At 61.9% G+C, this 21,599-nt stretch carries 21 protein-coding genes; 7 read left to right on the top strand and 14 right to left on the bottom strand.

Annotation, left to right across the window (positions count from 1 at the left end; genetic code table 11):
- Positions 1 to 9 precede the first annotated feature (9 nt).
- A complete protein-coding gene (locus AC27VQ_RS11305; RefSeq protein WP_488716320.1) occupies positions 10 to 936 on the bottom strand; it encodes a Gfo/Idh/MocA family protein in 927 nt (308 codons plus the stop codon).
- Positions 937 to 1,184: 248 nt separating this feature from the next.
- Here AC27VQ_RS11305 and AC27VQ_RS11300 point away from each other — a divergent pair, with 248 nt between their 5' ends.
- Positions 1,185 to 1,757 (top strand): TRAP transporter small permease subunit, encoded by a 573-nt coding sequence (locus AC27VQ_RS11300; protein ID WP_298100509.1) that lies wholly within the window; start codon positions 1,185 to 1,187, stop codon positions 1,755 to 1,757.
- Entirely contained in the window at positions 1,754 to 3,532 is a 1,779-nt protein-coding gene (locus AC27VQ_RS11295) for a TRAP transporter large permease (protein ID WP_488716319.1), read from the top strand. Before AC27VQ_RS11300 ends, AC27VQ_RS11295 begins: the two co-directional genes overlap by 4 nt.
- 123 nt (positions 3,533 to 3,655) lie before the next feature.
- On the opposite strand, the gene AC27VQ_RS11290 is transcribed toward AC27VQ_RS11295, so the two are convergent.
- The 5 genes from AC27VQ_RS11290 to AC27VQ_RS11270 form a co-directional block, all read right to left on the bottom strand.
- Positions 3,656 to 4,762, bottom strand: a complete 1,107-nt coding sequence (locus AC27VQ_RS11290) for a TRAP transporter substrate-binding protein (protein ID WP_313522375.1) — start codon at positions 4,760 to 4,762, stop codon at positions 3,656 to 3,658.
- A gap of 196 nt (positions 4,763 to 4,958) precedes the next feature.
- On the bottom strand, positions 4,959 to 6,845 hold the full coding sequence (locus AC27VQ_RS11285) for an ABC-F family ATP-binding cassette domain-containing protein (RefSeq protein ID WP_488716318.1): 1,887 nt from the start codon (positions 6,843 to 6,845) through the stop codon (positions 4,959 to 4,961).
- A gap of 100 nt (positions 6,846 to 6,945) precedes the next feature.
- Positions 6,946 to 8,028: a GGDEF domain-containing protein gene (locus tag AC27VQ_RS11280; protein ID WP_488716317.1), complete on the bottom strand. Its 1,083-nt coding sequence runs from the start codon at positions 8,026 to 8,028 to the stop codon at positions 6,946 to 6,948.
- A gap of 182 nt (positions 8,029 to 8,210) precedes the next feature.
- Positions 8,211 to 8,501, bottom strand: a complete 291-nt coding sequence (locus AC27VQ_RS11275; RefSeq protein ID WP_313522378.1) for a hypothetical protein — start codon at positions 8,499 to 8,501, stop codon at positions 8,211 to 8,213.
- Between the two features lie 184 nt (positions 8,502 to 8,685).
- The gene (locus AC27VQ_RS11270) at positions 8,686 to 9,207 is read right to left on the bottom strand and encodes a DinB family protein (protein ID WP_488716316.1); all 522 of its coding nucleotides are present in this window, start codon (positions 9,205 to 9,207) and stop codon (positions 8,686 to 8,688) included.
- Between the two features lie 132 nt (positions 9,208 to 9,339).
- Between AC27VQ_RS11270 and AC27VQ_RS11265 the strand changes: the two genes are divergently transcribed.
- Both AC27VQ_RS11265 and ndk read left to right on the top strand, forming a co-directional pair.
- Positions 9,340 to 10,029, top strand: coding sequence for a glutathione S-transferase family protein (locus tag AC27VQ_RS11265; RefSeq protein ID WP_488716315.1), 690 nt, complete (start codon positions 9,340 to 9,342; stop codon positions 10,027 to 10,029).
- Between the two features lie 105 nt (positions 10,030 to 10,134).
- Positions 10,135 to 10,557 carry a nucleoside-diphosphate kinase gene (gene ndk / locus AC27VQ_RS11260; protein ID WP_069059233.1) on the top strand — a complete coding sequence of 141 codons (423 nt, stop codon included), beginning with the start codon at positions 10,135 to 10,137 and terminating at the stop codon, positions 10,555 to 10,557.
- Between the two features lie 72 nt (positions 10,558 to 10,629).
- Here the strand turns inward: ndk and AC27VQ_RS11255 are convergent, their stop codons facing one another.
- From AC27VQ_RS11255 to AC27VQ_RS11245, 3 genes are read right to left on the bottom strand one after another with little or no spacing between them, the layout of a single operon-like run.
- Positions 10,630 to 12,027, bottom strand: a complete 1,398-nt coding sequence (locus AC27VQ_RS11255; RefSeq protein WP_488716314.1) for a hypothetical protein — start codon at positions 12,025 to 12,027, stop codon at positions 10,630 to 10,632.
- 59 nt (positions 12,028 to 12,086) lie between these two features.
- The gene (locus tag AC27VQ_RS11250; RefSeq protein WP_488716313.1) at positions 12,087 to 12,590 is read right to left on the bottom strand and encodes a hypothetical protein; all 504 of its coding nucleotides are present in this window, start codon (positions 12,588 to 12,590) and stop codon (positions 12,087 to 12,089) included.
- The gene (locus tag AC27VQ_RS11245; protein WP_488716312.1) at positions 12,587 to 13,141 is read right to left on the bottom strand and encodes a CGNR zinc finger domain-containing protein; all 555 of its coding nucleotides are present in this window, start codon (positions 13,139 to 13,141) and stop codon (positions 12,587 to 12,589) included. The genes AC27VQ_RS11250 and AC27VQ_RS11245 overlap by 4 nt, the downstream gene beginning before the upstream one ends.
- Before the next feature lie 66 nt (positions 13,142 to 13,207).
- On the opposite strand from AC27VQ_RS11245, the gene AC27VQ_RS11240 reads away from it, so the two are divergent.
- A complete protein-coding gene (locus AC27VQ_RS11240) occupies positions 13,208 to 14,104 on the top strand; it encodes a branched-chain amino acid ABC transporter permease (protein WP_488716311.1) in 897 nt (298 codons plus the stop codon).
- On the opposite strand, the gene AC27VQ_RS11235 is transcribed toward AC27VQ_RS11240, so the two are convergent.
- Genes AC27VQ_RS11235 through pgsA form a run of 3 tightly spaced genes read right to left on the bottom strand, consistent with a single transcriptional unit; the run spans position 14,101 to position 15,418 of the window.
- A complete protein-coding gene (locus tag AC27VQ_RS11235; protein ID WP_488716310.1) occupies positions 14,101 to 14,574 on the bottom strand; it encodes a molybdenum cofactor biosynthesis protein MoaE in 474 nt (157 codons plus the stop codon). The genes AC27VQ_RS11240 and AC27VQ_RS11235 overlap by 4 nt on opposite strands.
- 3 nt (positions 14,575 to 14,577) lie before the next feature.
- Positions 14,578 to 14,832, bottom strand: a complete 255-nt coding sequence (gene moaD / locus AC27VQ_RS11230) for a molybdopterin converting factor subunit 1 (protein ID WP_421594674.1) — start codon at positions 14,830 to 14,832, stop codon at positions 14,578 to 14,580.
- A gap of 1 nt (position 14,833) precedes the next feature.
- Positions 14,834 to 15,418, bottom strand: coding sequence for a CDP-diacylglycerol--glycerol-3-phosphate 3-phosphatidyltransferase (gene pgsA / locus AC27VQ_RS11225; protein ID WP_313522387.1), 585 nt, complete (start codon positions 15,416 to 15,418; stop codon positions 14,834 to 14,836).
- Between the two features lie 344 nt (positions 15,419 to 15,762).
- Here pgsA and AC27VQ_RS11220 point away from each other — a divergent pair, with 344 nt between their 5' ends.
- Entirely contained in the window at positions 15,763 to 17,637 is a 1,875-nt protein-coding gene (locus AC27VQ_RS11220; protein ID WP_488716309.1) for a M10 family metallopeptidase C-terminal domain-containing protein, read from the top strand.
- 88 nt (positions 17,638 to 17,725) lie between these two features.
- Here the strand turns inward: AC27VQ_RS11220 and uvrC are convergent, their stop codons facing one another.
- Both uvrC and AC27VQ_RS11210 read right to left on the bottom strand, forming a co-directional pair.
- The gene (gene uvrC / locus AC27VQ_RS11215) at positions 17,726 to 19,774 is read right to left on the bottom strand and encodes an excinuclease ABC subunit UvrC (RefSeq protein WP_488716308.1); all 2,049 of its coding nucleotides are present in this window, start codon (positions 19,772 to 19,774) and stop codon (positions 17,726 to 17,728) included.
- A complete protein-coding gene (locus AC27VQ_RS11210; protein WP_488716307.1) occupies positions 19,771 to 20,523 on the bottom strand; it encodes an SDR family oxidoreductase in 753 nt (250 codons plus the stop codon). Before AC27VQ_RS11210 ends, uvrC begins: the two co-directional genes overlap by 4 nt.
- A gap of 372 nt (positions 20,524 to 20,895) precedes the next feature.
- Here AC27VQ_RS11210 and AC27VQ_RS11205 point away from each other — a divergent pair, with 372 nt between their 5' ends.
- Positions 20,896 to 21,537 (top strand): outer membrane protein, encoded by a 642-nt coding sequence (locus tag AC27VQ_RS11205; RefSeq protein WP_313522390.1) that lies wholly within the window; start codon positions 20,896 to 20,898, stop codon positions 21,535 to 21,537.
- The last annotated feature ends 62 nt before the right edge of the window (positions 21,538 to 21,599 follow it).

The raw sequence follows: 21,599 nt of genomic DNA, 5'->3' as shown, positions 1-21,599 counted from the left end.
GGCCTTTTCTCAGTCGTGGAAGGCGTCGACGAATTTGCGCCGGCCGAGCATGAAAGCGTCGGCGACGTGGCGCAGCGGCGCGAGATCGACGTCGGATTTTCCAGCCTTCACGATCTCGGCGAAACGCTTGTAGAGCATCGGATATTCCTGCTCAGGCTCGTCATGCACCAGCTTGCCGTCGATCGAGAGCTTTGCGCCGCCCTCGGACAGCACCATCTCGCCGGCATCCGTCTGCGCCACGATATCCCAGCTCTGCTTGCCCGTCTGGCGCCAGTCGAACTCGGCCTTGAGGTCGAGACCTTTCGCGTCCGAGAAGGTCATCGATGCGGCGATCGGCGCGTCGCGGTTTTCCGGGAACTCCAGCGTCGCGGCCGTGATGAAAGCCGGGCGCGGCAGGATGTGGGTGACGATGGAGAGCGCATTGATGCCCGGATCGAACACGCCAAGCCCGCCCGCCTGCCAGATCCATTCCTGGTTCGGGTGCCAGTGGCGCACATCTTCCTTCCAGTTCACCTGCATGGAGCGCAGCGTCGTTCCGGCGATGAAGCTCTTTGCCGCTTCCACGGCCGGCGCATAACGCGAATGCCAGCTGGCAAACAGCGACAGGCCCTTGGAGGCGGCCAGCGCCTCGAGATCGGCGACCTCCGACAGCGTGGCGCCCGGCGGCTTTTCGAGGAAGACATGTTTGCCGGCCGAAAGCGCCTTCTCGGCAGCTTCGTAGCGGTATTGCGGCGGCATGCAGAGCGAGACGGCCTCAATGGCGGGAACAGCCGCCAGCATCTCGTCGATCGACTTGAAATTGTCGATACCATCGACAACGCCGTGACGGCTGGCGGCGGCGATCAGCTTGTAATCGCTGTTCTTGGCGACGGCCGGAAGATGCTGGTCGCGCACGATCTTGCCGACGCCGACGATTGCGAGATTGATCGGGGACATGTCTTCACCCTCATTTGTATGATGATTTAGGCGGTGTTTTAGCAGAACCGTTCGCGGCGGCAAGGGCGTGTTTTCATGTGGCTCTGCCTATCCTTTGTGCATCTGACCAAAAGCCGTCTTCGCCTTTCGTCTAAGGCGGGCTCTCAGCTCGGGAAAACGGGGCTTCGGACTTGAAACGAACCCTGAAATCGGCACTCTGGCCATGCTTGGCACCAAAGCAAGAACACGCCGGGCGGGGAGGAGTTATCATGAAGACGCTGCTGGTTTTCAGCCGGCTGATCGACACGATCACGGAAAATATCGGGAAGGCCGTTGGCTGGCTGATCCTGGTCGCCGTGCTTGTCAGCGCCGGAAATGCCGTCATCCGAAAGGTTTTCAACATATCGTCCAACGCCTGGCTGGAGGCGCAATGGTATCTGTTCGGCGGCGCCTTCATGCTCGCCGCCGCCTATACGCTGGCGCAGAACGAGCATATCCGGATCGACGTCGTTTACGGCAAGTTTTCCCGCCGGGTGCAGCACTGGATCGATCTGCTCGGCCATCTGCTGTTCCTGATGCCCTTCGTGCTGCTGATGGTCTATTTCCTCGTGCCCTATGTGCTGATGTCCTATCGCTCGGGCGAGGGCTCTTCCAGCGCCGGCGGCCTCATCGTCTGGCCGGCCAAGGCCATCCTGCTTGCCGGCTTCGTGCTGCTCGCCTTTCAAGGCGTGTCGGAGATCATCAAGAAGCTCGCCATCATGCGCGGCGACATGGAGGACCCCACGCCCTATGTGCCGACGCATGCGCCGCTTGATACCGCAGCGGAGGAGAAGGGCGCATGATCGAGTTCATTGCCGAAAACCTCGCGCCGATCATGTTCGTGTCGCTGATCGTGTTCCTGCTGCTGGGCTATCCCGTGGCATTCTCACTTGCGGCCAACGGTCTGCTCTTCTTCATCATCGGCGTGGAACTCGCGCCGCTCTCCGATTCGATCAATCTTTCCTGGCCGCTGCTGAATGCGATGCCGGAACGGCTCTGGGGGGTGATGTCGAACGACACTTTGCTCGCCATTCCCTTCTTCACCTTCATGGGGATCGTGCTCGAACGATCCGGCATGGCCGAGGACCTGCTCGATACGATCGGCCAGCTCTTCGGGCCTATCCGCGGCGGCCTTGCCTATGCGGTCATCTTCGTCGGCGCGCTGCTGGCGGCCACGACGGGCGTCGTCGCCGCCTCGGTCATCGCCATGGGCCTCATCTCGCTGCCGATCATGCTGCGCTACGGCTATGACCGCTCGCTTGCATCCGGCGTCATTGCCGCCTCGGGCACACTTGCCCAGATCATCCCGCCGTCGCTCGTCCTCATCGTGCTCGCCGACCAGCTCGGCCGCTCGGTCGGCGACATGTATGCCGGCGCGCTGATCCCCGGCCTGGTCCTGACCGGCCTCTACATGGGCTATGTGCTGGTCATGTCGATCATCCGGCCGAACTCCATGCCGGCCCTGCCACTGGAAGCGCGGTCGCTCGGCTCGGGCGTGACGTCACTGTTCATCGCGCTCGCGGTGGCAGCCGGCATCGCTTATGCCGCTCATGTCTATCTCTCGCCGACGCATGGCGAGAATGCCGATATCCTCGGCGCGACCGTCGGCGTCATCTTCATCTATGTCGTGGCGCTGGCCGACAAGACGCTTAACATCAACATGATGTCGCGGCTCGCCCAGCAGGTCATCATCGTTCTGATCCCGCCGCTGGCATTGATCTTCCTGGTGCTAGGCACGATCTTCCTCGGCATCGCGACGCCGACGGAAGGCGGCGCCATGGGCGCGGTCGGCGCGCTCATCATGGCCGCCGCCAAGGGTCGGCTGACGATGGACGTCATCCGCTCGGCGCTGACGGCCACGACGCGCCTGTCGGCCTTCGTGCTGTTCATCCTCATCGGCGCCCGCGTCTTCTCGCTGACGTTCTACGGCGTGAACGGGCACCTGTGGGTCGAGCACCTGCTGGTTTCGCTGCCGGGCGGCGAAACGGGCTTCCTGATCGCGGTGAACCTGCTGGTGTTCTTCCTGGCGTTCTTCCTCGATTTCTTCGAGCTTGCCTTCATCATCGTGCCGCTGCTCGCACCCGCCGCCGACAAGCTCGGCATCGACCTCATCTGGTTCGGCGTGCTGCTCGGCATCAACATGCAGACGAGCTTCATGCACCCGCCCTTCGGCTTCGCGCTGTTCTACCTGCGCTCGGTCGCCGCCAAGGTGCCCTATCTCGACAAGCTGACGGGCAAGCGGATGGAACCCGTGACCACGGGGCAAATCTATTGGGGCGCGGTGCCCTTCGTCTGCATCCAGATCGTCATGGTGGGCCTGACCATCCTCTTCCCCGGCATGGTCATGCACTACAAGGGCGAGGGCAGCGGCGTCGATCCGGCGACCATCAAGATCGAGGTTCCCGGCTTCGGCACCAATGGCGGCGGTCTGACGCTGCCCGACAACGGTGGCGGCCTCGGACTGCCGGGCGGCCTGCAGCTTCCCGCGGGCAATCCGCTTGATGGCGGTGAGAAGCCGGCTGAGGGTGGCGGTGAGAAGCCTGCGACCGACCTGTCGAGCCCGCCGTCCTTCAACTGACGGTTATCCAGGAAATTGAAAGGGGGCTGGCTCGCGCCGGCCCCTTTTTCTTTGGCCATGAGGCAAACAAAAAACCCGGAGCATCGCTGCTCCGGGGCTTTCCGTTTCGCTCGTGATGGCCGCTTACAGCTTGTTGCTGCGCTGCTGGATCATCATGAACGTGTCGTAGTTGTATTCGGCGATCTGGGCGTTGAGGTAATACTCGCCGCGGAAGGCCTTGATGGAGTCCCAGATCTTCTTGAAGGTCGGGTTCGAGGCTTCCATCTCGGCATAGACCTCGTTGGCGGCGTCGAAGCAGGCCGACAGGATTTCCTGGCTGAACGGGCTGAGCTTGGCGCCGGCGGCGACCAGGCGCTTGATGGCCGAGGGGTTCAGATAGTCGTATTTCTGCAGCATATCGGCGTCGGTCGCCTGGCAGGCCGTGCGCAGCAGCGACTGGTAGGCCTTCGGCAGGCCGTCGAAAGCCGCCTTGTTGAACATGGCATGCACCGTCGGGCCGCCTTCCCACCAGCCGGGATAGTAGTAGTAAGGCGCGACCTTGTAGAAGCCGAGTTTCTCGTCGTCGTAGGGGCCGACCCATTCGGCGGCGTCGATCGTGCCCTTTTCCAGCGAGGGATAGATGTCGCCGCCGGCGATCTGCTGCGGCACGACGCCGAGCTTCTCCACGACCTTGCCGGCAAAACCGCCGATGCGCATCTTCAGGCCGGACATATCGGCGACGGACTTGATTTCCTTGCGGAACCAGCCGCCCATCTGCACGCCGGTATTGCCGCCCGGGAAGCCGATGAGGCCCTGGGTCGCCAGGAACTCGTTGAACATGTCGATGCCGCCGCCATGATACTGCCAGGCGTTATGGCCGCGCGCATTGAGCGCGAAGGGCACGGCGGCACCCAGCGCCCAGACCGGGTCCTTGCCCCAGTAATAGTAGGAAACGGTGTGGGCGGCCTCCACGGTGCCGGCAGCGGCGGCATCGGCGGCCTGCAGGCCGGGCACGATTTCACCCGCGGCGAAGACCTGGATCTGGAAGTTGCCGTCGGTGGCTTCGGAGACGTATTTCGACAGCACTTCCGCGCCGCCATAGATGGTGTCGAGCGATTTCGGAAAAGACGAGGCGAGACGCCAGTTGATCTTCGGATTGCTCTGCGCGATGGCCGGCGATGCCAGCACGGTGGCGGCCGCACCACCCACACCCGCGACACCGGCCTTCTTGATGAATGAACGACGATCCATAGTTTCCTCCCAATGGCGGACGGATGTTTTCATCCGCCCTCGTGTCATCAAGGCCGGAGCTAATCATGTCGGGAAGGGTGTTTCAAGCCAAGGTGGCAAAGAACGCGGAACAGGCCCGCTACGACTTTCGTCGTAGATGGAGCGTCCGGCTATCTGCCTGTTTTTTGAGCGTTTCTCGCGAAGGCACGAGGCCGGATCACCCGGCCATCGCCTCCTCGTATTCCGCCGAAAGCTCCAGCCACTGTTCCTCGGCATCGTTCAGCTTGTCGACAGCGGCGGAGCGCAACTTCGCCTTTTCCGCAGCCTTGGCCGGGCTCTTTTCGTAGAGCATGGGGTCCGCAAGTTCCGCATCAAGAAGTTGAATCTGCTTGTGCAGTTTTGCCGTCAGCGATTCGATTTCGTTGATCTTTTTCTTGAGCGGCGCGAACTGGGCGCGGCGGTCGGCATTGGCCTTGCGCTGATCGGCCTTGTTGGCCGTCTCGCCGGCGGAGGCCGCTTTGTCCTTGTCGTCCTTCTTGGGCGACTGGACGATGAGGCTGCGATATTCCTCCATGTCGCCGTCGAAGGTTTTGACGGTGCCGTTGTTGACCAGCCAGAGCCGGTCGACGGTCGCCTCGATTAGGTGGCGATCGTGCGAGATCAGGATGACGGCGCCTTCATAGTCGTTCAGCGCCTCGATCAGCGCGCGGCGGCTGTCGATGTCGAGATGGTTCGTCGGTTCGTCGAGGATCAGCAGGTTCGGCGCGTCGAAGGCGGCAAGGCCCATCAGCAGGCGGGCCTTCTCGCCACCGGAAAGGTCCTTGGCGGCCGTCGACATCTTTTCCGTCGCAAGGCCCATCTGGGCGACGCGGGCGCGCACCTTGGCTTCCGGCGCTTCCGGCATCAGCCGGCGCACATGCTCGACAGGCGATTGTTCCGGGATGAGATCATCCAGCTGGTGCTGCGCGAAAAAGCCGATCTTCAGGCCCGGCGCCCGCTTGACGCTCCCGGCCTCCGCCTCCAGCCGGCCTGAGATGAATTTCGCAAAGGTCGACTTGCCGTTGCCGTTCGAGCCGAGCAGGGCGATACGGTCGTCATTGTCGATGCGCAGGTTGATCTGCTTGAGGATCGGCTGGCCCGGCGTATAGCCGACCGCGCCGCCCTCGATGGCGATGATCGGCGAGGCCGGCTGTTTTTCCGGCTCGGGGAAGGTGATCGGCTGAACATGCGTCTCGATGACGGCCGCCACCGTGCCCATGCGCTCCAGCGCCTTGACGCGGCTCTGCGCCTGCTTGGCCTTGGTGGCCTTGGCCTTGAAGCGGTCGATGAAGCTCTGCAGATGCTTGCGCGCGGCGTCGTTCTTCGCCTTCGCCTTCATCTGCAATTCGTCGTTCTCGGCCTTCTGCCGCTCGAACTGGTCGTAGGAGCCGCGATAGAAGGTCAGCTTCTGCTGGTCGAGATGCACGATGGCGTTGACGGCGGTGTTCAGCAGGTCGCGGTCGTGGCTGATGATGATGACGGTGTGCGGATAGCGCCGCACATAGTCTTCCAGCCACAGCGTGCCTTCGAGGTCGAGATAGTTGGTCGGTTCGTCGAGCAAAAGCAGGTCCGGCTCTGAGAACAGCACGGCCGCCAGCGCCACGCGCATGCGCCAGCCGCCGGAGAAGCTCTTTGCCGGGCGCTGCTGCGCCTCGTGGTCGAAGCCGAGGCCGGCAAGGATGCTCGCCGCGCGCGATTGTGCCGAATGCGCACCGATATCGGTGAGCCGCGTCTGGATTTCGGCGATACGGTGCGGATCGGTTGCGGTCTCCGCTTCCTTGAGCAGGCTCGCGCGCTCCTTGTCGGCAGCCAGAACGATCTCGATCAGCGATTCATCCGTTCCCGGCGCTTCCTGCGCCACCTGGCCGATGCGCGCATTCTTCGGCATCGTAACGGTGCCGGCCTCCGAGGCGAGCTGGCCGGTGATGACGCGAAACAGCGTCGACTTGCCGGTGCCGTTACGCCCGACGAGGCCGACCTTCACGCCGCTCGGCAGCGAAAGGGACGCGTTATCGATGAGGAGACGCCCGGCAATGCGGGCGGTGAGGCCGGAAATCGTAATCATGCCGGAGCTATAGAGCAATTCCAGCAAAAGTGCGAAGCGGTTTTGCGTCCGGAATTGCGTCAAAAAAAGAGGCGGCCAGCCGCCCTAACGCAAGAAGCGGTTAAGCCGCCGTGCCCGCCCGATAACCGCGACCCACCCGTTCGGCCACTTCGGCGGAGTAGATGCGAAGCGCGATGCCGGTGTCGGTTGCGTAGGTGAGGGCCTGGTCCGCCTGATCGTAGAGCATGACAGGCGCATTGGCCGAATCGGTCATCGAGACGCCGGCGGTCAGCGTCAGGAAGCCGGCGGGAAGCTCGCGGTCCATGAAGGGGAAGGGCTTTTCGGCGACAAGGCCCGCAATGCGGCGCGCGATGCTCACGGCGATCTCGCGGCTGACATCGGGCAAAAGCAGGCAGAACAGGTCCGGCCCGGTGCGCGCGACGAAATCGTCCTTCTTGACCGAGCGGCGGAAAATGGAGGCGAGCCGCTTCAACGTCTTCTCCGCAGCCCCCGCCGGATGCGTCTCGGCGAATTCCTTGAGCTGTTCCACGCGGAAGAGCAGGAGGGCAGCCGTGCCGTCCTCGGCTTCCGTCTGGAAAAAGGTCTTCAGCCGGCCAAGCAGCGCGGCATGGTTGGCAAGACCCGTCACCGGATCATGCGTCAGGGCTTCTCGGCTGAAGGAAAGGCCGGAGCGCAGGCCGTCTAGATGAGCCTGGAGATCGCCGATCCGTTCGGCGGAACTGCGGTCGTGGCCCAGAATGTCGCGCACGATGGACAGCAGGCGCACCGTATCGGTGGCGAAATCCGAAATGCCGAGCACCGGATCCTTGCGCATGCGGGCGGAAATTTCTTCCAATTCCTGCATGGAGGCGGCGCGCTGGCGGCGGTTGGCTTCCGATGTCTCGGCAATTTCAGTGAGCAGGCGCACGGCTTCGCCGGCAGCCTGGCCGGCGGCAAGCACATTGTGACTGGGCAGGGAATGGCGCAATGCGATCGCATCCAGCGCCGCTTGTTCCGGCGTCTTGCCAAGGGCGGCGATCTCGCGTGCCACGCCGGCATTGCCGTTCAAGGCTTCAAACAGCAGTTCGTAATTCCTGGGAAGCCCGGCAATGCCGAGATTGGCCATGACATGGGCGATGCGCGCCATGATCGGCGGAACGGTGGACGCGGTGTCCTTCGGGGCGGGGGCGGCCTTGCTACTCATGATACGCCATCAGATGGAGCGCGGCGGAACTCGCCTGCGCTTAAGGAAGATCAGTTGGCGTAACTATCGGATTGTGTGGTTAATTTTGCGTTTGCTGAAGAAGAATTCGCGCCGAATTGACAATGCGCAGTTGCGTCGGCTTCCAAGGGCGGCGAGGCTGCCACCCTTGGAAGCCGCCGATATCAGGCGAGGCGCCGGTTGAGCGCGAAGGACCGCATGACCTGGCCGATGAGGGACGGCCGCTGCCGGGTTGCGGCGGTGCGGGTTGAACGGGTCTGCTGTTGCAGGTCGCGCATGGCGGCGGCATAGCCTTCGGCGCGCGCCTGCTCGAGCGCCACTTCGAAGGTCTTCTCGATCACCGGATAGCATTCTTCCGGCAGATAGGCGTTCGGGGCATCAGTGCCATAGACGCGTGCCATCTTGCAAAGCGTGCTGCCGAGCAGGGCTGCCCATTCCTCGTTGCTTCTTGCCATCTTTCATCCCTCTCTCAGGTGAGGCCCGCCGTTCGGCATCGCCTCCAATGACAGCGACTATTTCACCGTCCGTTGCCGCTGACTGTCACCTGGGTGACAGCACCGGACAATCCTCCAAGTCGACGCCATCAGGTCCAATAGCGTAGGACTGTTTCACGACTATTGCAGGAAAATGACAGCCCGCTCAACTTGCATTGTGCAAAAAAGCAGAACCTTCCGTGCGCGCGAAGTAGATCAGGTCCAGCGAGAGGCTTGGTCCGCCGACCATGGTCAGCATGGCGTGGCACTGGCCGCGATGGTGGGTCTGGTGGTTGAAGACATGGGTGAGGGCGGGGCCGAGCGGGTGGGTGATGAGCGTGGGGTTGGTCAGCGGCGTATAGGTGATGTCGCGTGCAATCTCGTCCTCGGTCAGCCCGTCGATATAGGCGATGATTCGCGTATCTTCGGCCTGGCGGGCGGCCCGGAGACCGGCAAAATCCTTGTGGAGGATCGTGTCGAGGCTGGTTGGAGCTTCTCCCGTATCGGTGAAGCGCTTCATCCAGATGCGGTCGGCGCACAGCAGATGGTTCAAGGTGCCGTGCAGGGAGCGGAAGAAGGCGCCGAGGTCCTTGCGGTAGGCGGCATCGTCGAGCTTTCCGACGGCCTCGTAGAGCGTGCGGTTGGCCCAGGCATTGTAGGCGGCGAACATGCGGTAGTGGTCGAGCATCGGCGTCTCCGTGATTTGCCCGGACTATAGCGGAAGCACGCATCGGCGGCGTTGATGTCATCCATGAAATTATCTGATTTGCGCCGCCAGCCGCCCTGCGCTCCAATGCAGTCAAACCATGACGAGGATTTCATGACCCGATTGCTCTATGCGCTTGCCGGCGCCGACAAGGAACGCCAGTTTTCCCCCCATGTCTGGAAGACCGTGATGTCGCTCGCCCACAAGGGCCTCGACCATGACACGGTGCCGGTCGGCTTCACCGAAATTCCCGCCATCGAGAATGGCGGCACGGCGACGGTGCCGCTGTTGCGTGACGGCGACCGGCTGGTCAGCGACAGTTTCGCCATCGCGCTCTATCTCGACGAGGCCTATCCCGACCGTCCCTCGTTGTTCGGCGGCGCAGGCGGTGAGGCCATGGCGCGCTTCATCGAGAACTGGTCGCAATCCACCCTGCATATGGCGATCACCCGCATCGCCATTCTCGACATCCACAACCTGCTCGGCGAGGCCGATCGGGCCTATTTTCGCCGCAGCCGCGAGGAACGCCTCGGCGCCTCGCTGGAGGATGTCGCGGCGGCCGGCAAGGCTGAGGTCGAGGATTTCTCGAGAAAACTGCAGCCGCTGCGCAACATGCTGAAGTTCCAGCCCTTCATCGGCGGCGAAGGCCCGCTCTTTCCGGACTACATCGTCTTCGGCGCGCTGCAATGGCTGCGCACCACGGCCGGTACTAAAGTGCTTGAGGAGGACGATCCGGTGGCGCTGTGGTTTGCCCGGTGCCTCGATCTGCATGGCGGTGTCGGCCGGCGTGTGACGGCGGCGTGAAAGTTTGACCACGATTGCGCCAAAAGCCGCGCCCCCCTTGTTTTGCGGGGCGTTGGCGGCTATTGAACCGCCACTTTCACCGGAAAACCAAAGGGAAACGGGAAAATGGCGATTGAACGCACCTTTTCGATGATCAAGCCGGACGCGACGAAGCGCAACCTGACCGGCGCCATCACCAAGATGCTGGAAGATGCGGGCCTGCGCGTCGTTGCTTCCAAGCGCGTCTGGATGAGCACGCGCGAAGCCGAAGGCTTCTACGCCGTTCACAAGGAACGCCCCTTCTTCGGCGAACTCGTTGAAGGCATGACCTCCGGCCCGACGATCGTCCAGGTTCTCGAAGGCGAGAATGCGATCCTCAAGAACCGCGAAATCATGGGCGCCACCAACCCGGCAAACGCCGACGAAGGCACGATCCGCAAGACGCATGCTCTGTCGATCGGCGAAAACTCGGTTCACGGCTCCGACGCCCCGGAAACCGCTGCTCAGGAAATCAAGTACTGGTTCTCCGACACCGAAATCGTCGGCTGAATCAATCTGTCCGGCTGAGGCCGTACAGCTTTGATAGGATTGAGAAACCGGAGCCGCAAGGCTCCGGTTTCTTCATTTTGCGGGGTCGAAACGGAAGATCGGCTGGCCTGACAGCAGCAGCGCTTCGGCGGGGTGATGGGTGTAGCTGGCGCAGGTCCGGTCGAGCCGCATCGCGAAATCCGTTGCCAGTGCCAGTTTCGTTTCCGGCGGCTCGACCGTCAGCACAAAATCGGTGAGGCGGGCAGGGTCTCTCGCCGCAAACAGCAGCTCCGCCACGATCGGGGCTTTCGCCTCGTCCTTGGCGAAGGGTGTCAGCGGCGAGGATTTGAGGGCTCCGGCAAGCTCCGTCCATAGCGGCCACTTGGCCTGGAATTTGCCGCTGATATCCTTGGGCATCGCGGGCAGATCGGCACTCTTGCCGGTGAGATAGGGCGTGAGCGCATCGATCGCGATCAGCCGGTCGATTGCATCACGCATCGATGCATCACCGACGGCGCGCATATAGCCATCCGTGTTTTCGAGCGTGCTGTCGACCAGGGCGGGATCGGCCTCGTTTTCCCGCAGGACCCGGTAGGCCGTGAGCCAGGCCGTATTGAGCAAGCCCTCGGGCTTGATGTGTCCCGCGGCGATTTCCGCCAGCACGGCCTGTGCCGCCTTTTCGGCCGGCGCGATGCTGCCCGTCTGATTCACATAGGTCATCAGGAAATCGCGCTCCGGCTCCTGCGCCGCCGCAACCGACACTGTGTGGAGGCTCTTCTGTATCGCCTGTGTCTTGGCATCCGGTAGCGGGATGCGCGGCAGGGCCGGTCTGCCGACGAGAGCCGGCGCCCAGCTCCACATGCGGGTCAGGTCCGGGATCATGGACTGGTCGGCAAAGCCGGCGACGAAGACGGGCCAGGCATTCGCATCGCGCTGGCTGGCGGCGAGGCCGGCCTGGATGAAAAACAGCTTGTGGCGGCCTGCCGATTCGGCGAGCTTCACCTTCTCCGCGTCCGGCCAGTCTATGACGGCAGGCACGACGCTCCCGAGGAGGGATGTCTGCCGTTCGGGCGGCAGGCTGGCAATGGCGGCAAACAGTTTCTCGCCATCGCCGGCCTGCAAGATCGCCCTGAGGGTGGAGATCAGCCCGTTGAGCTGCACCGGATCGCTCACCTTGAGCGCATCGTAGCCACCCCGTGCCGCGTCGATGGCGCCGGCGAGATCGATCGCCTCGCGCACGCCGGCATCGCGCAGCCCATGGGCGAGGGTGGCCGCATCCTCCATGGAAAGCTTGCCGTAGCGGATCTTCAGATAGGCGGCCTCCGCGCCGAAGCGGCGCGTCTTCAGCCGGGGCAGTTTCTCCCGGTCGGCAAGGACCACATCCGAAAGGGCAAGTATTGCAGCCTCACCTGCGCAGGCGGCCGGCTCCTCGGCCTGGACCGTCGCGGAAAGCATCGTGAAGCCGAGGGCCAGGATAGGCAGGAACCGCATGCGAACATCCTCCCGAAAACCGTTTCAGGCGGAACGCATCGGGAGAGGCGAATATTCGCTCAGATCGCGCACTTTGCCGTAGCGAAATGCGCCGGCGCCTTGCCGTCCTTGAAAACTTCCGGGTTCTTGTCGTAGGCAGGCCCAACGACAAGCGCCTTTTCCGGCAGGATGCTCTGGTCGATATTGGACGTCACCTGGGTTTCCAGCGCCTGTAGCGTATCGCCATCCGGGCCGAGAACCGAAATCGCAACCTTGTAGGGCTGGTTCTTCTTCACGCAGGTCACGTCGGGGCTTTCCAGCACCACGCGGGTCAGGTTGGGGAAGATCTTGCGCTCCAGCATCAGCGGCGCCCCGCCGGCCGGGTTCTCGAATTCGGCCTTTACGATGGAACCCTCGGGCAACGGCTCGGTCTGCTCCAGCGTCACCATGTAGGTCGCATAGGCGAGGCGGTAGTTGAAGACGAACATCTTGCCGGTCAGCTTCAGCGGGTCGGGGCCGGCCTCGCGCTGGCAGGCGGCGAGCAGCAGGACAAGCGGCAGAGCGATGAGAAGGGCTCTCTTCATGGCTGGGTCTCCGCGCGGTTGCGACGATAGTGGCGGCTGGCCTTCACGCGGTTGCCGCAGACGGCCATGTCGCACCAGGCGCGCGACCGGTTGCGGCTGCGGTCGAGAAACAGCCAGTTGCAGTTCGGGCAGATTTTCAGCCGCTCCGGCTCAGGCCGCGACAGCAGCATCAGCGCGGAGCGGGCCGTGGCGGTGTCGAGCGCCCGTGGCCGCTCGCCCGATATCCTGAGCGTTGCCGAGATGGCATCGAGCAGATCGGCCAGCAGCGCCGGCTTGCCTGTTCCAAGTACCTCGGCGCGAAAATGCCGGTCGATTGCTTCGCGCAGCCGCACCAGCCCGGCGCGCGCCCGGTCCTCCACCGGTTCCAGCGGGCCGAAAAGGGCTCGCTCCTCGCCGTGCGCGTTCGCGCCGGAGGGAAAGGTGTCCATCGTGGCTGGATCGGCAAAACGGTCGATGCGACGCTCCGGATCGGCGCGCAGCACGACGGAGTTCGCGACATCGAGCGCGAGGGCGCCACCGGAAAAACGATGCAGGGTCCAGGAAAAGGTCATACCATATTCTAACTGGTAAAATCGATTTTGCCAGTTATAATTTGGCGTGCGAAACCCGGAACCGCCATGGCCTATTTCCTCCAGCAGATCGCCAATGCCGTGCCCGTCGCCGCGCTCTATGCGGCGCTCGCCTTCGGCTATTCCATTGCCTTTGCCGTGACGCGCCGGGCGGATATCGGCTATGGTGCGCTCTTTGCCTTTTCGGCGCAGATGTTCGTGCTATTTTCCGGTTATGGCTGGAGCCATCTCTGGCTGGTGCTGCCCGCCGCGCTCGGCTTCGGGGCGGTGATGGCGCTGCTCTACAGCGTCGGCGCGGGGCTCGTCGTGGGGCGGCATGTCATGCGCCCGCTCGCCTTTTCCTCCGACAATACGGTGGTGGTCGCAGCGCTCGGCGTCGTGCTGGTGCTGATGGAGACGGCGCGGCTGGCCTCCGATACGCGGAGCCTCTGGCTGCCGCCCTTCCTCAATGCGCGCATCACCTTCTGGGACGATCCGGCCTTTCCCGTCGTGCTGACGGTGATCCAGCTTGCCAACACCGCCGCCATGCTCGCCATTGTCGCCGTCGGTTACTTGGTTCTTTCCCGCTCCGCCTGGGGCCGGCGCTGGCGCGCGGTGTCGGAGGACCGGATGGCGGCAGAGCTCTGCGGCGTCGATGCGGCAGGCGTCTATCTCTCGGCCTATGCCGTGGCCGCCTTCATCGCCAGCCTCACCGGCATCCTCGCCGTCTCCTATTACGGCAATATGGATTTTGGCGCGGGGCTGGTCTTCGGCGTGAAGGTGCTGTTCATCGCCGCCATCGGCGGGGCAGGGGCGCCGCTCCTCTCAGCGCTCGGCGGCGCGGCCATGGGCCTCGCCGAAACGCTGTGGAGCGCCTATGGCGATTTCCTGTGGCGGGATCTCGTGATCTTTTCCGCGCTGGTGCTGCTTCTGGTGATTTTCCGGCGTGAGAAGCCGGTGCCCTAAACCCACTTCTCCCGCGCCCGGTCGTCGCTCTCCTTGGCGTCGACCCAGCCGCCATCGCGACCATCGGCAAAATGCTCCTTCTTCCAGAAGGGCGCCGATGTTTTGAGGTAGTCCATGACGAAAGACGCGCCGTCGAAGGCGGCGTGGCGGTGCGGGGCGGCAGCGACGACGAGCACGATATTGGCACCCGGCGCGATCTTTCCGACGCGGTGGATGGCGGTGATGCCGAGCAGTGAGAAGCGCGCGACGGCCTCGGCGCAGATGCGGGTAATCTCGGCTTCCGCCATGCCGGGATAGTGTTCCAGCTCCAGTGCGGCAAGGCGGCCGCCTTCATCGCGGCAGAGGCCGACGAAGCTGACGATGGCACCGGCATCCGCCCGGCCTTCGGTGAGGCGGGCAGCCTCGGCCGCGGCGTCGAAATCATCCGTCTGGACGCGCACGGTCACCGGAGCCGAAACGCCGCCGGCCATGGTTCAGCCCCCCGTCATCGGCGGGAAGAGGGCGATCTCGCGTGCACCGGTGATCGGCTCGTCGTGCTCGACATGCTCCTGGTTGATCGCGATGCGGATCACCTTCTCATGCTCGAGCGCATGGGCATATTCGTCGCCGAGCGACTTCAGGTGGCGCAGCAGGTCGGTGCCGGTCCTGATATCGGCGGGAAGATCGATGTCTTCCTCGCCCTTGCCGATCCGTTCGCGCACCCAGGCGAAATAGACGAGCTTCGTCATCTCACTCGTCCACGATGTGCTTCAGGCCGGCGCGGAAATAGTCGTAGCCGGTGTACATGGTGATGAGGGCTGCGGCCCACAGCAGGGCGATACCGATCTCGGTCGTGTAGGGCAGGACCTTCTCACCGGCCGGGCCGGCAAGCAGGAAGCCGATGGCCAGCATCTGGATCGTCGTCTTCCATTTGGCGATACGCGTCACGGGAACGCTGACCTTGAGGTCGGCGAGATATTCTCGCAGGCCCGAGACGAGGATTTCGCGGCAGAGAATGATGATCGCCGCCCAGATCGTCCAGCCGGCAATGGTACCGTCGGCGGCCACCAGGAGCAGCACCGAAGCGACCAGCAGCTTGTCGGCGATCGGGTCCAGCATGCGGCCGATATTCGACGTCTGGTTCCAGATACGGGCGAGATAGCCGTCCAGGTAATCGGTGATCGATGCCACGGCAAAGAGGCCCAAGGCCGTCCAGCGCGCGAAATCCGACGATTGCAGGCGCCCTTCCACGAAAAAGCAGAGCACGATCAGCGGAACGGCCACGATGCGGGCGTAGGTGAGGAGATTCGGAATGCTATATGCGCGGGAAGCCATGGATTTTTCAGTCTCGATCTTTTGCGGCTAGATGAGGTCTTTGTGACAGCGCCGTCAACCTTTGTTTCCGGCAATTCTTGGCGAATTTACGGAGCGCTGGGGAATATGAGGGGGAAGTGTGCATTTTGAAGGCATACGATCCACTATCCGTGCGTTTTCTATCTGTTGCAGTCAGCCGTATCTGGCCGCTTCATGGGGCTGGTATCTAGTCCGACCCGTGCTCTGCGAGTGCTGCAGTAAGCCTTTGTGAACAGGGGGATTATTGCAGACGGCTATTGCGCGATGATTGTGCAATATAATATTGCAAAGATACATCGCGTCGATAACACAGGGTTGTATTTGGAATGGCTGTTTTCACTATCCCATCAGGAGAATATCGCGCTGAGATTCCAGGCGGAATTTACGGTGAAATTAAAATTGTCACGAACGGAATTGGGTCTCACGATCTCCTTCTCCTTGGTGATGTAAGGGTCTCAACGCTCATTCTGGATGCATCGGTCGCAGTGACTTCTTTGACCTTCGCTGGGTTCACGTTGGGCGGCACGGCAGGGAGCGATGTATTTGATTTTACTGGCGTTCGAGATTTCGACTGGATGTCGGATGCGATCAAACTCGGAGCCGGAAACGACATATTTCGTGCGGGAGTGAGTGGCTTATGGGTGGAGGCTGGAAGCGGGAATGACAGACTCTACGGCGGAATAGGGACAGACACCTTCGATGGTGGGGATGGGGACGACATTATCTTCACCGGTGGCGGCTATAATTCTGGAGGAGCTGACGAACTTCACGGCGGCAGCGGTGCTGACCTTTTCGTGGCCTTCAAGCGTAGCACTGCGGAGTATCAAGATAGCAACGCGGAGATCAAGGATTTTAAACCAGGCGTTGACCGTATCGATATATCCGCTTTTGGCATTTCAAGCTTCGCGCAGCTGGAGCACATCTTCGACGACCGCAGAAACGGAGTTGGGTTTAACGCAACACGTGCAAGCAGCGGGAATGCTTTTTTTCTAGAAGGAGTCAAGAAAGAGGGGCTAAGCGCCCGTGATTTCATCTTTTATACCGGAAACGCGCGAGACGTTATCGGAACTAATCTCGATGATCGATTGTTCGCGGCGGCTGGCGGCTCAAAGCTTAAAGGTGGGCATGGACGTGACGAGCTTTTCGGCGGCGCAGGCGCTGATGTCTTCGTTTTAGCCATTCGCAATAAGGCGCCGTACCAGGATAGTCTGAGTACTATTGTCGACTTTACGAAGGGTGTTGATCGGGTAGACGTGAGCGCCTACGGGATCAGCAATTTCAGCCAGTTGCAACATACTATCGAGATAAAAGGCGATGGTGACGCATGGTTCAGCGCCCAATATGGAAAATCCCAAAACCAGTTCACTATCAGGGGCATTGCGATAAGCGAGCTTACTAAACGTGATTTCATCTTTAGCGTCGCATCGGTGAAAGAAATCACCGGGACAGTGTCGTCCGACTGGTTGTTCGCAACTCAGGGCGGAACGACGTTGCGCGGCGGGCGTGGCGATGACACGCTTTTGGGCGGCGATGGTGATGATACGCTCGACGGTGGTTCCGGCGAGGACAGAATGGAAGGCGGCAAGGGCAATGATATCTATATCGTCAACAACAGATACGACAAAATCATAGAGAACAAGCTCGAGGGTATCGATGTCGCCAACACTTCGATCAGTTTGACATTGGTTGCCAATATCGAGAACCTGATCCTGCGGTTAGGTGATATCAATGGCACCGGAAACGAGCTTGCAAATACGATTACCGGTAGCGACGGCAACAATGTGCTGAAGGGTATGTCAGGCAATGACAAGCTTTTTGGTCGTGTTGGCAATGATACACTCATCGGAGGTCAAGGCGCGGACGATCTCTATGGCGGCACCGGCAAGGACGCATTTGTCTTCACGTCGCTGAAAGATTCGACCGTTGCCGTTTCTGGCCGTGACACCATCTTTGACTTCTCGCGGACGCAGGGCGATCGCATCGATCTTTCTGGCATCGACGCGATGTCTACAACCTCGAAGAACGACGCCTTTGCCTTTATCGGTTCCAAGGGCTTTTCGGGCAAGGCCGGTGAGCTGCGCTTCGACAAAGAAGCGGCCGGAACCTATATTTATGGTGATGTGGACGGTAATGGGAAGGCGGATTTCGCTATAGAACTCACTGCGGCGGTTATGCTGTTGAAAGGCGATTTCATTCTCTAGATTATGGGCGATGCTGCATCGCGAGGTATGTCGGAAACAGGGCGCTAGAGAAATTCAGCGCCCTGTTTTGTTTGTTGAGCCAAGGTTTTCAACCCGCCGCATCATCGTGAAAATGGTTGTAAACGATGCGGGCGACGCTCTCGGAAATGCCCGATACCGCCATGAGATCGACCATGGCGGCACGCGAGACGGCCTTGGCGGTGCCGAAATGCTGGAGCAGGGCGCGCTTGCGGGTCGGGCCGATGCCGCCGATCTCGTCCAGCGGGTTCTTCACCATCTCCTTCTTGCGGCGCGCGCGGTGCGAGCCGATGGCGAAGCGGTGGGCCTCATCGCGCAGGCGCTGCACGAAATAGAGCACGGGATCGCGCGGCGGCAGCGAGAAATCGGGAATGCCGCGCATGAAGAAGCGTTCGCGACCGGCCTCGCGGTCCGCACCCTTGGCGACGCCGATGGCGATGACCTGGTCGGTGATGCCAAGCTCTTCGAGGATTGCCCTGACCGCCGTCATCTGGCCCTGGCCGCCGTCGATGAGGATGACGTCGGGCCAGGCCGGGAAGGGCTGGTCGGCGGCGTCGGTGCTCTGGTCGATCGTGCGGTCCGGCAGGCCCTCTTCCTTCATCAGACGGGAGAAGCGTCGGGTCATCACTTCCTTCATCATGCCGAAGTCGTCGCCGGGCGTGATGTCGGTCGATTTGATGTTGAACTTACGGTACTGGCTTTTCACGAAACCTTCCGGCCCCGCCACCACCATGCCGCCGACGGCATTGGTGCCCATGATGTGCGAGTTGTCGTAGATCTCGATGCGGCGCGGTACGGTTGGAAGCTTGAAGGTCGCGGCAAACCCTTCGAGCAAGCGCGATTGCGAGGCGGTCTCGGCCAGCTTGCGGCCATGCGCCTCGCGGGCATTCGCGATCACATGATCGACGAGGTCCTTCTTCTCGCCGCGCTGCGGCACGGAAATCGTCACCTTGTAGTTCGAGCGCTCGGACAGCGCTTCGGCGAGAAGGTCGAGCTCCTCCACCGTCTCAGACAACAGGATTTGCCGCGGGCAGGGCTTGTCGTCATAGAACTGGGCAAGGAAGGCATTGAGCACTTCCGCACCCGTCAGCTGCGGATCGGCCTTGGGGAAATAGGCGCGGTTGCCCCAGTTCTGCCCGGTCCGGAAGAAGAACACCTGGATGCAGGAAATGCCGCCCTCGTGGTGAATGGCGAAGATATCGGCCTCTTCCACGCCGGCCGGGTTGATGCCCTGGTGGCTCTGGACATGCGACAGCGCCGCCAGCCGGTCGCGATAGACGGCGGCGCGCTCGAAATCGAGGTCTTCGGCGGCGGCGTTCATGGCCTCGGCCATATGCGCCTTTACCTTCTGGCTCTTGCCTGAAAGGAAGTCCTTCGCCTCCTGCACCAGCTCGGCATAGTCGGCATCGCGGATCTCATTGGTGCAGGGGCCGGAACAGCGCTTGATCTGGTAGAGCAGGCAGGGGCGCGTGCGGCTTTCGAACACGCTGTCGGTGCAGGTGCGCAGCAGAAAGGCGCGTTGCAGCGAGTTGATCGTGCGGCCGACGGCACCGGCAGAGGCGAAGGGCCCGAAATAGTCGCCCTTGCGGCTGCGCGCGCCGCGATGCTTGAAGATCGCCGGCGCCCTGGTGTCGCCGGTCAGCAGGATATAGGGAAACGACTTGTCGTCGCGCAAGAGCACGTTGAAGCGCGGCCGTAGGCGCTTGATGAGATTGGCTTCGAGCAGCAGCGCCTCGGTCTCCGTGCGCGTCGTCACGAATTCCATGTTCGCCGTCTGGCGCACCATCTGCGTAAGACGGTTGGAATGCACGCGGCCCTGCGCATAGTTCGAGACGCGCTTCTTCAGGCTGCGCGCTTTGCCGACATAGAGCACGTCGCCGTCGGCATTGAACATGCGGTAGACGCCGGGGCTGTTGGGCAGGCGGTTGACGAAATGCTGGATCAGATCGGCGCCGGTGACGCCCTCGGGCAGGTCGCCGCCTTCGTTCCAGTCGATGCCGGGCGTGGCGGCGACAGGCTCAGCAACGCTCGCCGCCGGGCTTTCCGGAAGCTCGTAGTCCTCGTCCGTCTCGTTTTCGTCGTAGAGGATGCCGCCATCCTCCACCTTCCGGCCGTTCATTCCGCTATTCCCCTGACATCGGGTGTTTCCCAGGCGAGATGCTGCCCGCCATCGAGCGCTATCATTTGCCCCGTTATGGACGGCGTGTCGAACAAAAAGCGAACTGTGCGGCCGAATTCGTCGAGATCGGGGCCGCGCCGCAGGATCAGACCCTCGACCTGCGCCTGGAAATCGGCGTCGTCCTGCCGCTCGTTCGGCAGCGACGGGCCGGGGCCGATGGCGTTGACGCGCACATGCGGCGCAAAACTCTGCGCCATGGTGCGCGTCGCCATCCACAGGGCGGATTTGGAGAGCGTGTAGGAATAATAGCGCGGCGTCGGGTTCCAGACGCGCTGGTCGACGATGTTGACGATCGAGCCGGCGGCACCGACAGGTAATTGCCGGACGAAGTCACGCGCGAGGATCGACGGTGCCTTCACATGAACGGCGAAATGCCGCTCCCACAGCGCATCGTCGAAGGCGGTGACCGTATCCGGCTTGAACAGCGAGGCATTGTTGACGAGGAGATCGAGCGGCCCGAGTGCGGCGACGACCCTGTCGATCAGCCTCGCCGTCGCGGCGCCATCGGAAAGGTCGCATTGCACCACGCAAGCCGTCCGGTCGCGCGCCCGAAGTGTGGCGGCGAGCGCCTCCGCTTCCTCGAGAGACTCGTTTGCATGGATGGCGACGGCAAAGCCGTGCGCGGCGATATCCTCCACGATGGCCTTGCCGATGCGTTTTGCGCCGCCCGTCACGAGGGCCGTTTTCATGGGTTTCTTCAAGAACTGTCCGTCCTGCCGATTCATTTGATTAACCGGCCCAAGATATAGACATCCCGGCGCAGGCTTAAACTCCCCATGACAATTGGTTGCGGAAAAATTAACCGCAAAAGGCACTTCAAAGTAATTTGAAGTATATTTTACCGATTTCTTCCATTGTTGAAATCATGGTTAACGATTTACCTGGTGCGCAAAAGCCACATCCAAATTGTGCCATGGCCGTGCCACAATGATTTCACATTTTGGCTCTTTCATTTCCTCAATCTTTATTCAATTTCACCTCAACCGGGCGGGACTGAATTGGAAATGACGACGCCCGACAGCCTCCCAAGAGAGGGCGTCGTTTTAGTAAAGGAGAATAACATGCGTACACTCATCGCCACCCTCATCGCTTCCACCGTTTCGATGGTCGCTTTCCAGGCTGCTCACGCGGCTGACGCCATCGACGAAGTTCCGCAGGCTCCGGCCTCGGAATATGTCGAGCCGGTTGCCTCGGGCAACTGGGCCGGTGCTTACGCCGGTGGTACGGCAAGCTGGCAGCGCGGTGACTTCCAGCGCCAGGGCGACGCCAAGGCCAACGGCATGGGCGGCGGCGTCTATGGCGGCTACAACATGCAGAGCGGCCAGCTGGTTTACGGCGGCGAAGCCGACCTGAACTACTCGGGCGTCGATTCCAAGCACAACGGCCTGTCGGCCAAGCAGGGTATGAACGGCTCGATCCGCGGCCGCGTCGGTGTGGACCTGAACCCGGTTCTCGTTTACGGCACCGCCGGTGTTGCTGCTACCAACACCGAAATGAAGCTGGGCAACGCCAAGGACGAAAACACGTCGGTTGGCTGGACCGCCGGCGCCGGTGTCGAAGCCTTCGTGACCAACAACGTCACGGCGCGCGTCGAATATCGCTACAGCGACTACCAGGGCAAGGACTACAACCTCGGCGGCACGAAGGTGAAGTCGGACTTCCAGGACCACGCTGTTCGCGTCGGTCTCGGCGTCAAGTTCTAAGCCTTAAACGGTATTGCAATACGGAAAGGCCGGGCGGAAGCCCGGCCTTTTTGTTTGCCCGT

Source organism: Shinella sp. 20P9.1.1 (genome assembly GCF_057798995.1).
This window is presented reverse-complemented; position numbering and strand designations above follow the sequence as displayed.

Excerpts from the sequence above, each read along its gene's own strand:
- AC27VQ_RS11240 (WP_488716311.1), top strand. The coding sequence starts at position 13,208 with ATGGCCTATTTCCTCCAGCAGATCGCCAATGCCGTGCCCGTCGCCGCG.
- AC27VQ_RS11205 (WP_313522390.1), top strand. The coding sequence starts at position 20,896 with ATGCGTACACTCATCGCCACCCTCATCGCTTCCACCGTTTCGATGGTC.
- AC27VQ_RS11210 (WP_488716307.1), bottom strand. The coding sequence starts at position 20,523 with ATGAAAACGGCCCTCGTGACGGGCGGCGCAAAACGCATCGGCAAGGCC.
- uvrC (WP_488716308.1), bottom strand. The coding sequence starts at position 19,774 with ATGAACGGCCGGAAGGTGGAGGATGGCGGCATCCTCTACGACGAAAAC.
- AC27VQ_RS11255 (WP_488716314.1), bottom strand. The coding sequence starts at position 12,027 with ATGCGGTTCCTGCCTATCCTGGCCCTCGGCTTCACGATGCTTTCCGCG.
- pgsA (WP_313522387.1), bottom strand. The coding sequence starts at position 15,418 with ATGGCTTCCCGCGCATATAGCATTCCGAATCTCCTCACCTACGCCCGC.
- AC27VQ_RS11220 (WP_488716309.1), top strand. The coding sequence starts at position 15,763 with ATGGCTGTTTTCACTATCCCATCAGGAGAATATCGCGCTGAGATTCCA.
- AC27VQ_RS11290 (WP_313522375.1), bottom strand. The coding sequence starts at position 4,762 with ATGGATCGTCGTTCATTCATCAAGAAGGCCGGTGTCGCGGGTGTGGGT.
- AC27VQ_RS11305 (WP_488716320.1), bottom strand. The coding sequence starts at position 936 with ATGTCCCCGATCAATCTCGCAATCGTCGGCGTCGGCAAGATCGTGCGC.
- moaD (WP_421594674.1), bottom strand. The coding sequence starts at position 14,832 with ATGACGAAGCTCGTCTATTTCGCCTGGGTGCGCGAACGGATCGGCAAG.
- AC27VQ_RS11275 (WP_313522378.1), bottom strand. The coding sequence starts at position 8,501 with ATGGCAAGAAGCAACGAGGAATGGGCAGCCCTGCTCGGCAGCACGCTT.
- AC27VQ_RS11285 (WP_488716318.1), bottom strand. The coding sequence starts at position 6,845 with ATGATTACGATTTCCGGCCTCACCGCCCGCATTGCCGGGCGTCTCCTC.
- AC27VQ_RS11265 (WP_488716315.1), top strand. The coding sequence starts at position 9,340 with ATGACCCGATTGCTCTATGCGCTTGCCGGCGCCGACAAGGAACGCCAG.
- AC27VQ_RS11300 (WP_298100509.1), top strand. The coding sequence starts at position 1,185 with ATGAAGACGCTGCTGGTTTTCAGCCGGCTGATCGACACGATCACGGAA.
- AC27VQ_RS11280 (WP_488716317.1), bottom strand. The coding sequence starts at position 8,028 with ATGAGTAGCAAGGCCGCCCCCGCCCCGAAGGACACCGCGTCCACCGTT.
- ndk (WP_069059233.1), top strand. The coding sequence starts at position 10,135 with ATGGCGATTGAACGCACCTTTTCGATGATCAAGCCGGACGCGACGAAG.
- AC27VQ_RS11270 (WP_488716316.1), bottom strand. The coding sequence starts at position 9,207 with ATGCTCGACCACTACCGCATGTTCGCCGCCTACAATGCCTGGGCCAAC.
- AC27VQ_RS11245 (WP_488716312.1), bottom strand. The coding sequence starts at position 13,141 with ATGACCTTTTCCTGGACCCTGCATCGTTTTTCCGGTGGCGCCCTCGCG.
- AC27VQ_RS11250 (WP_488716313.1), bottom strand. The coding sequence starts at position 12,590 with ATGAAGAGAGCCCTTCTCATCGCTCTGCCGCTTGTCCTGCTGCTCGCC.
- AC27VQ_RS11295 (WP_488716319.1), top strand. The coding sequence starts at position 1,754 with ATGATCGAGTTCATTGCCGAAAACCTCGCGCCGATCATGTTCGTGTCG.
- AC27VQ_RS11235 (WP_488716310.1), bottom strand. The coding sequence starts at position 14,574 with ATGGCCGGCGGCGTTTCGGCTCCGGTGACCGTGCGCGTCCAGACGGAT.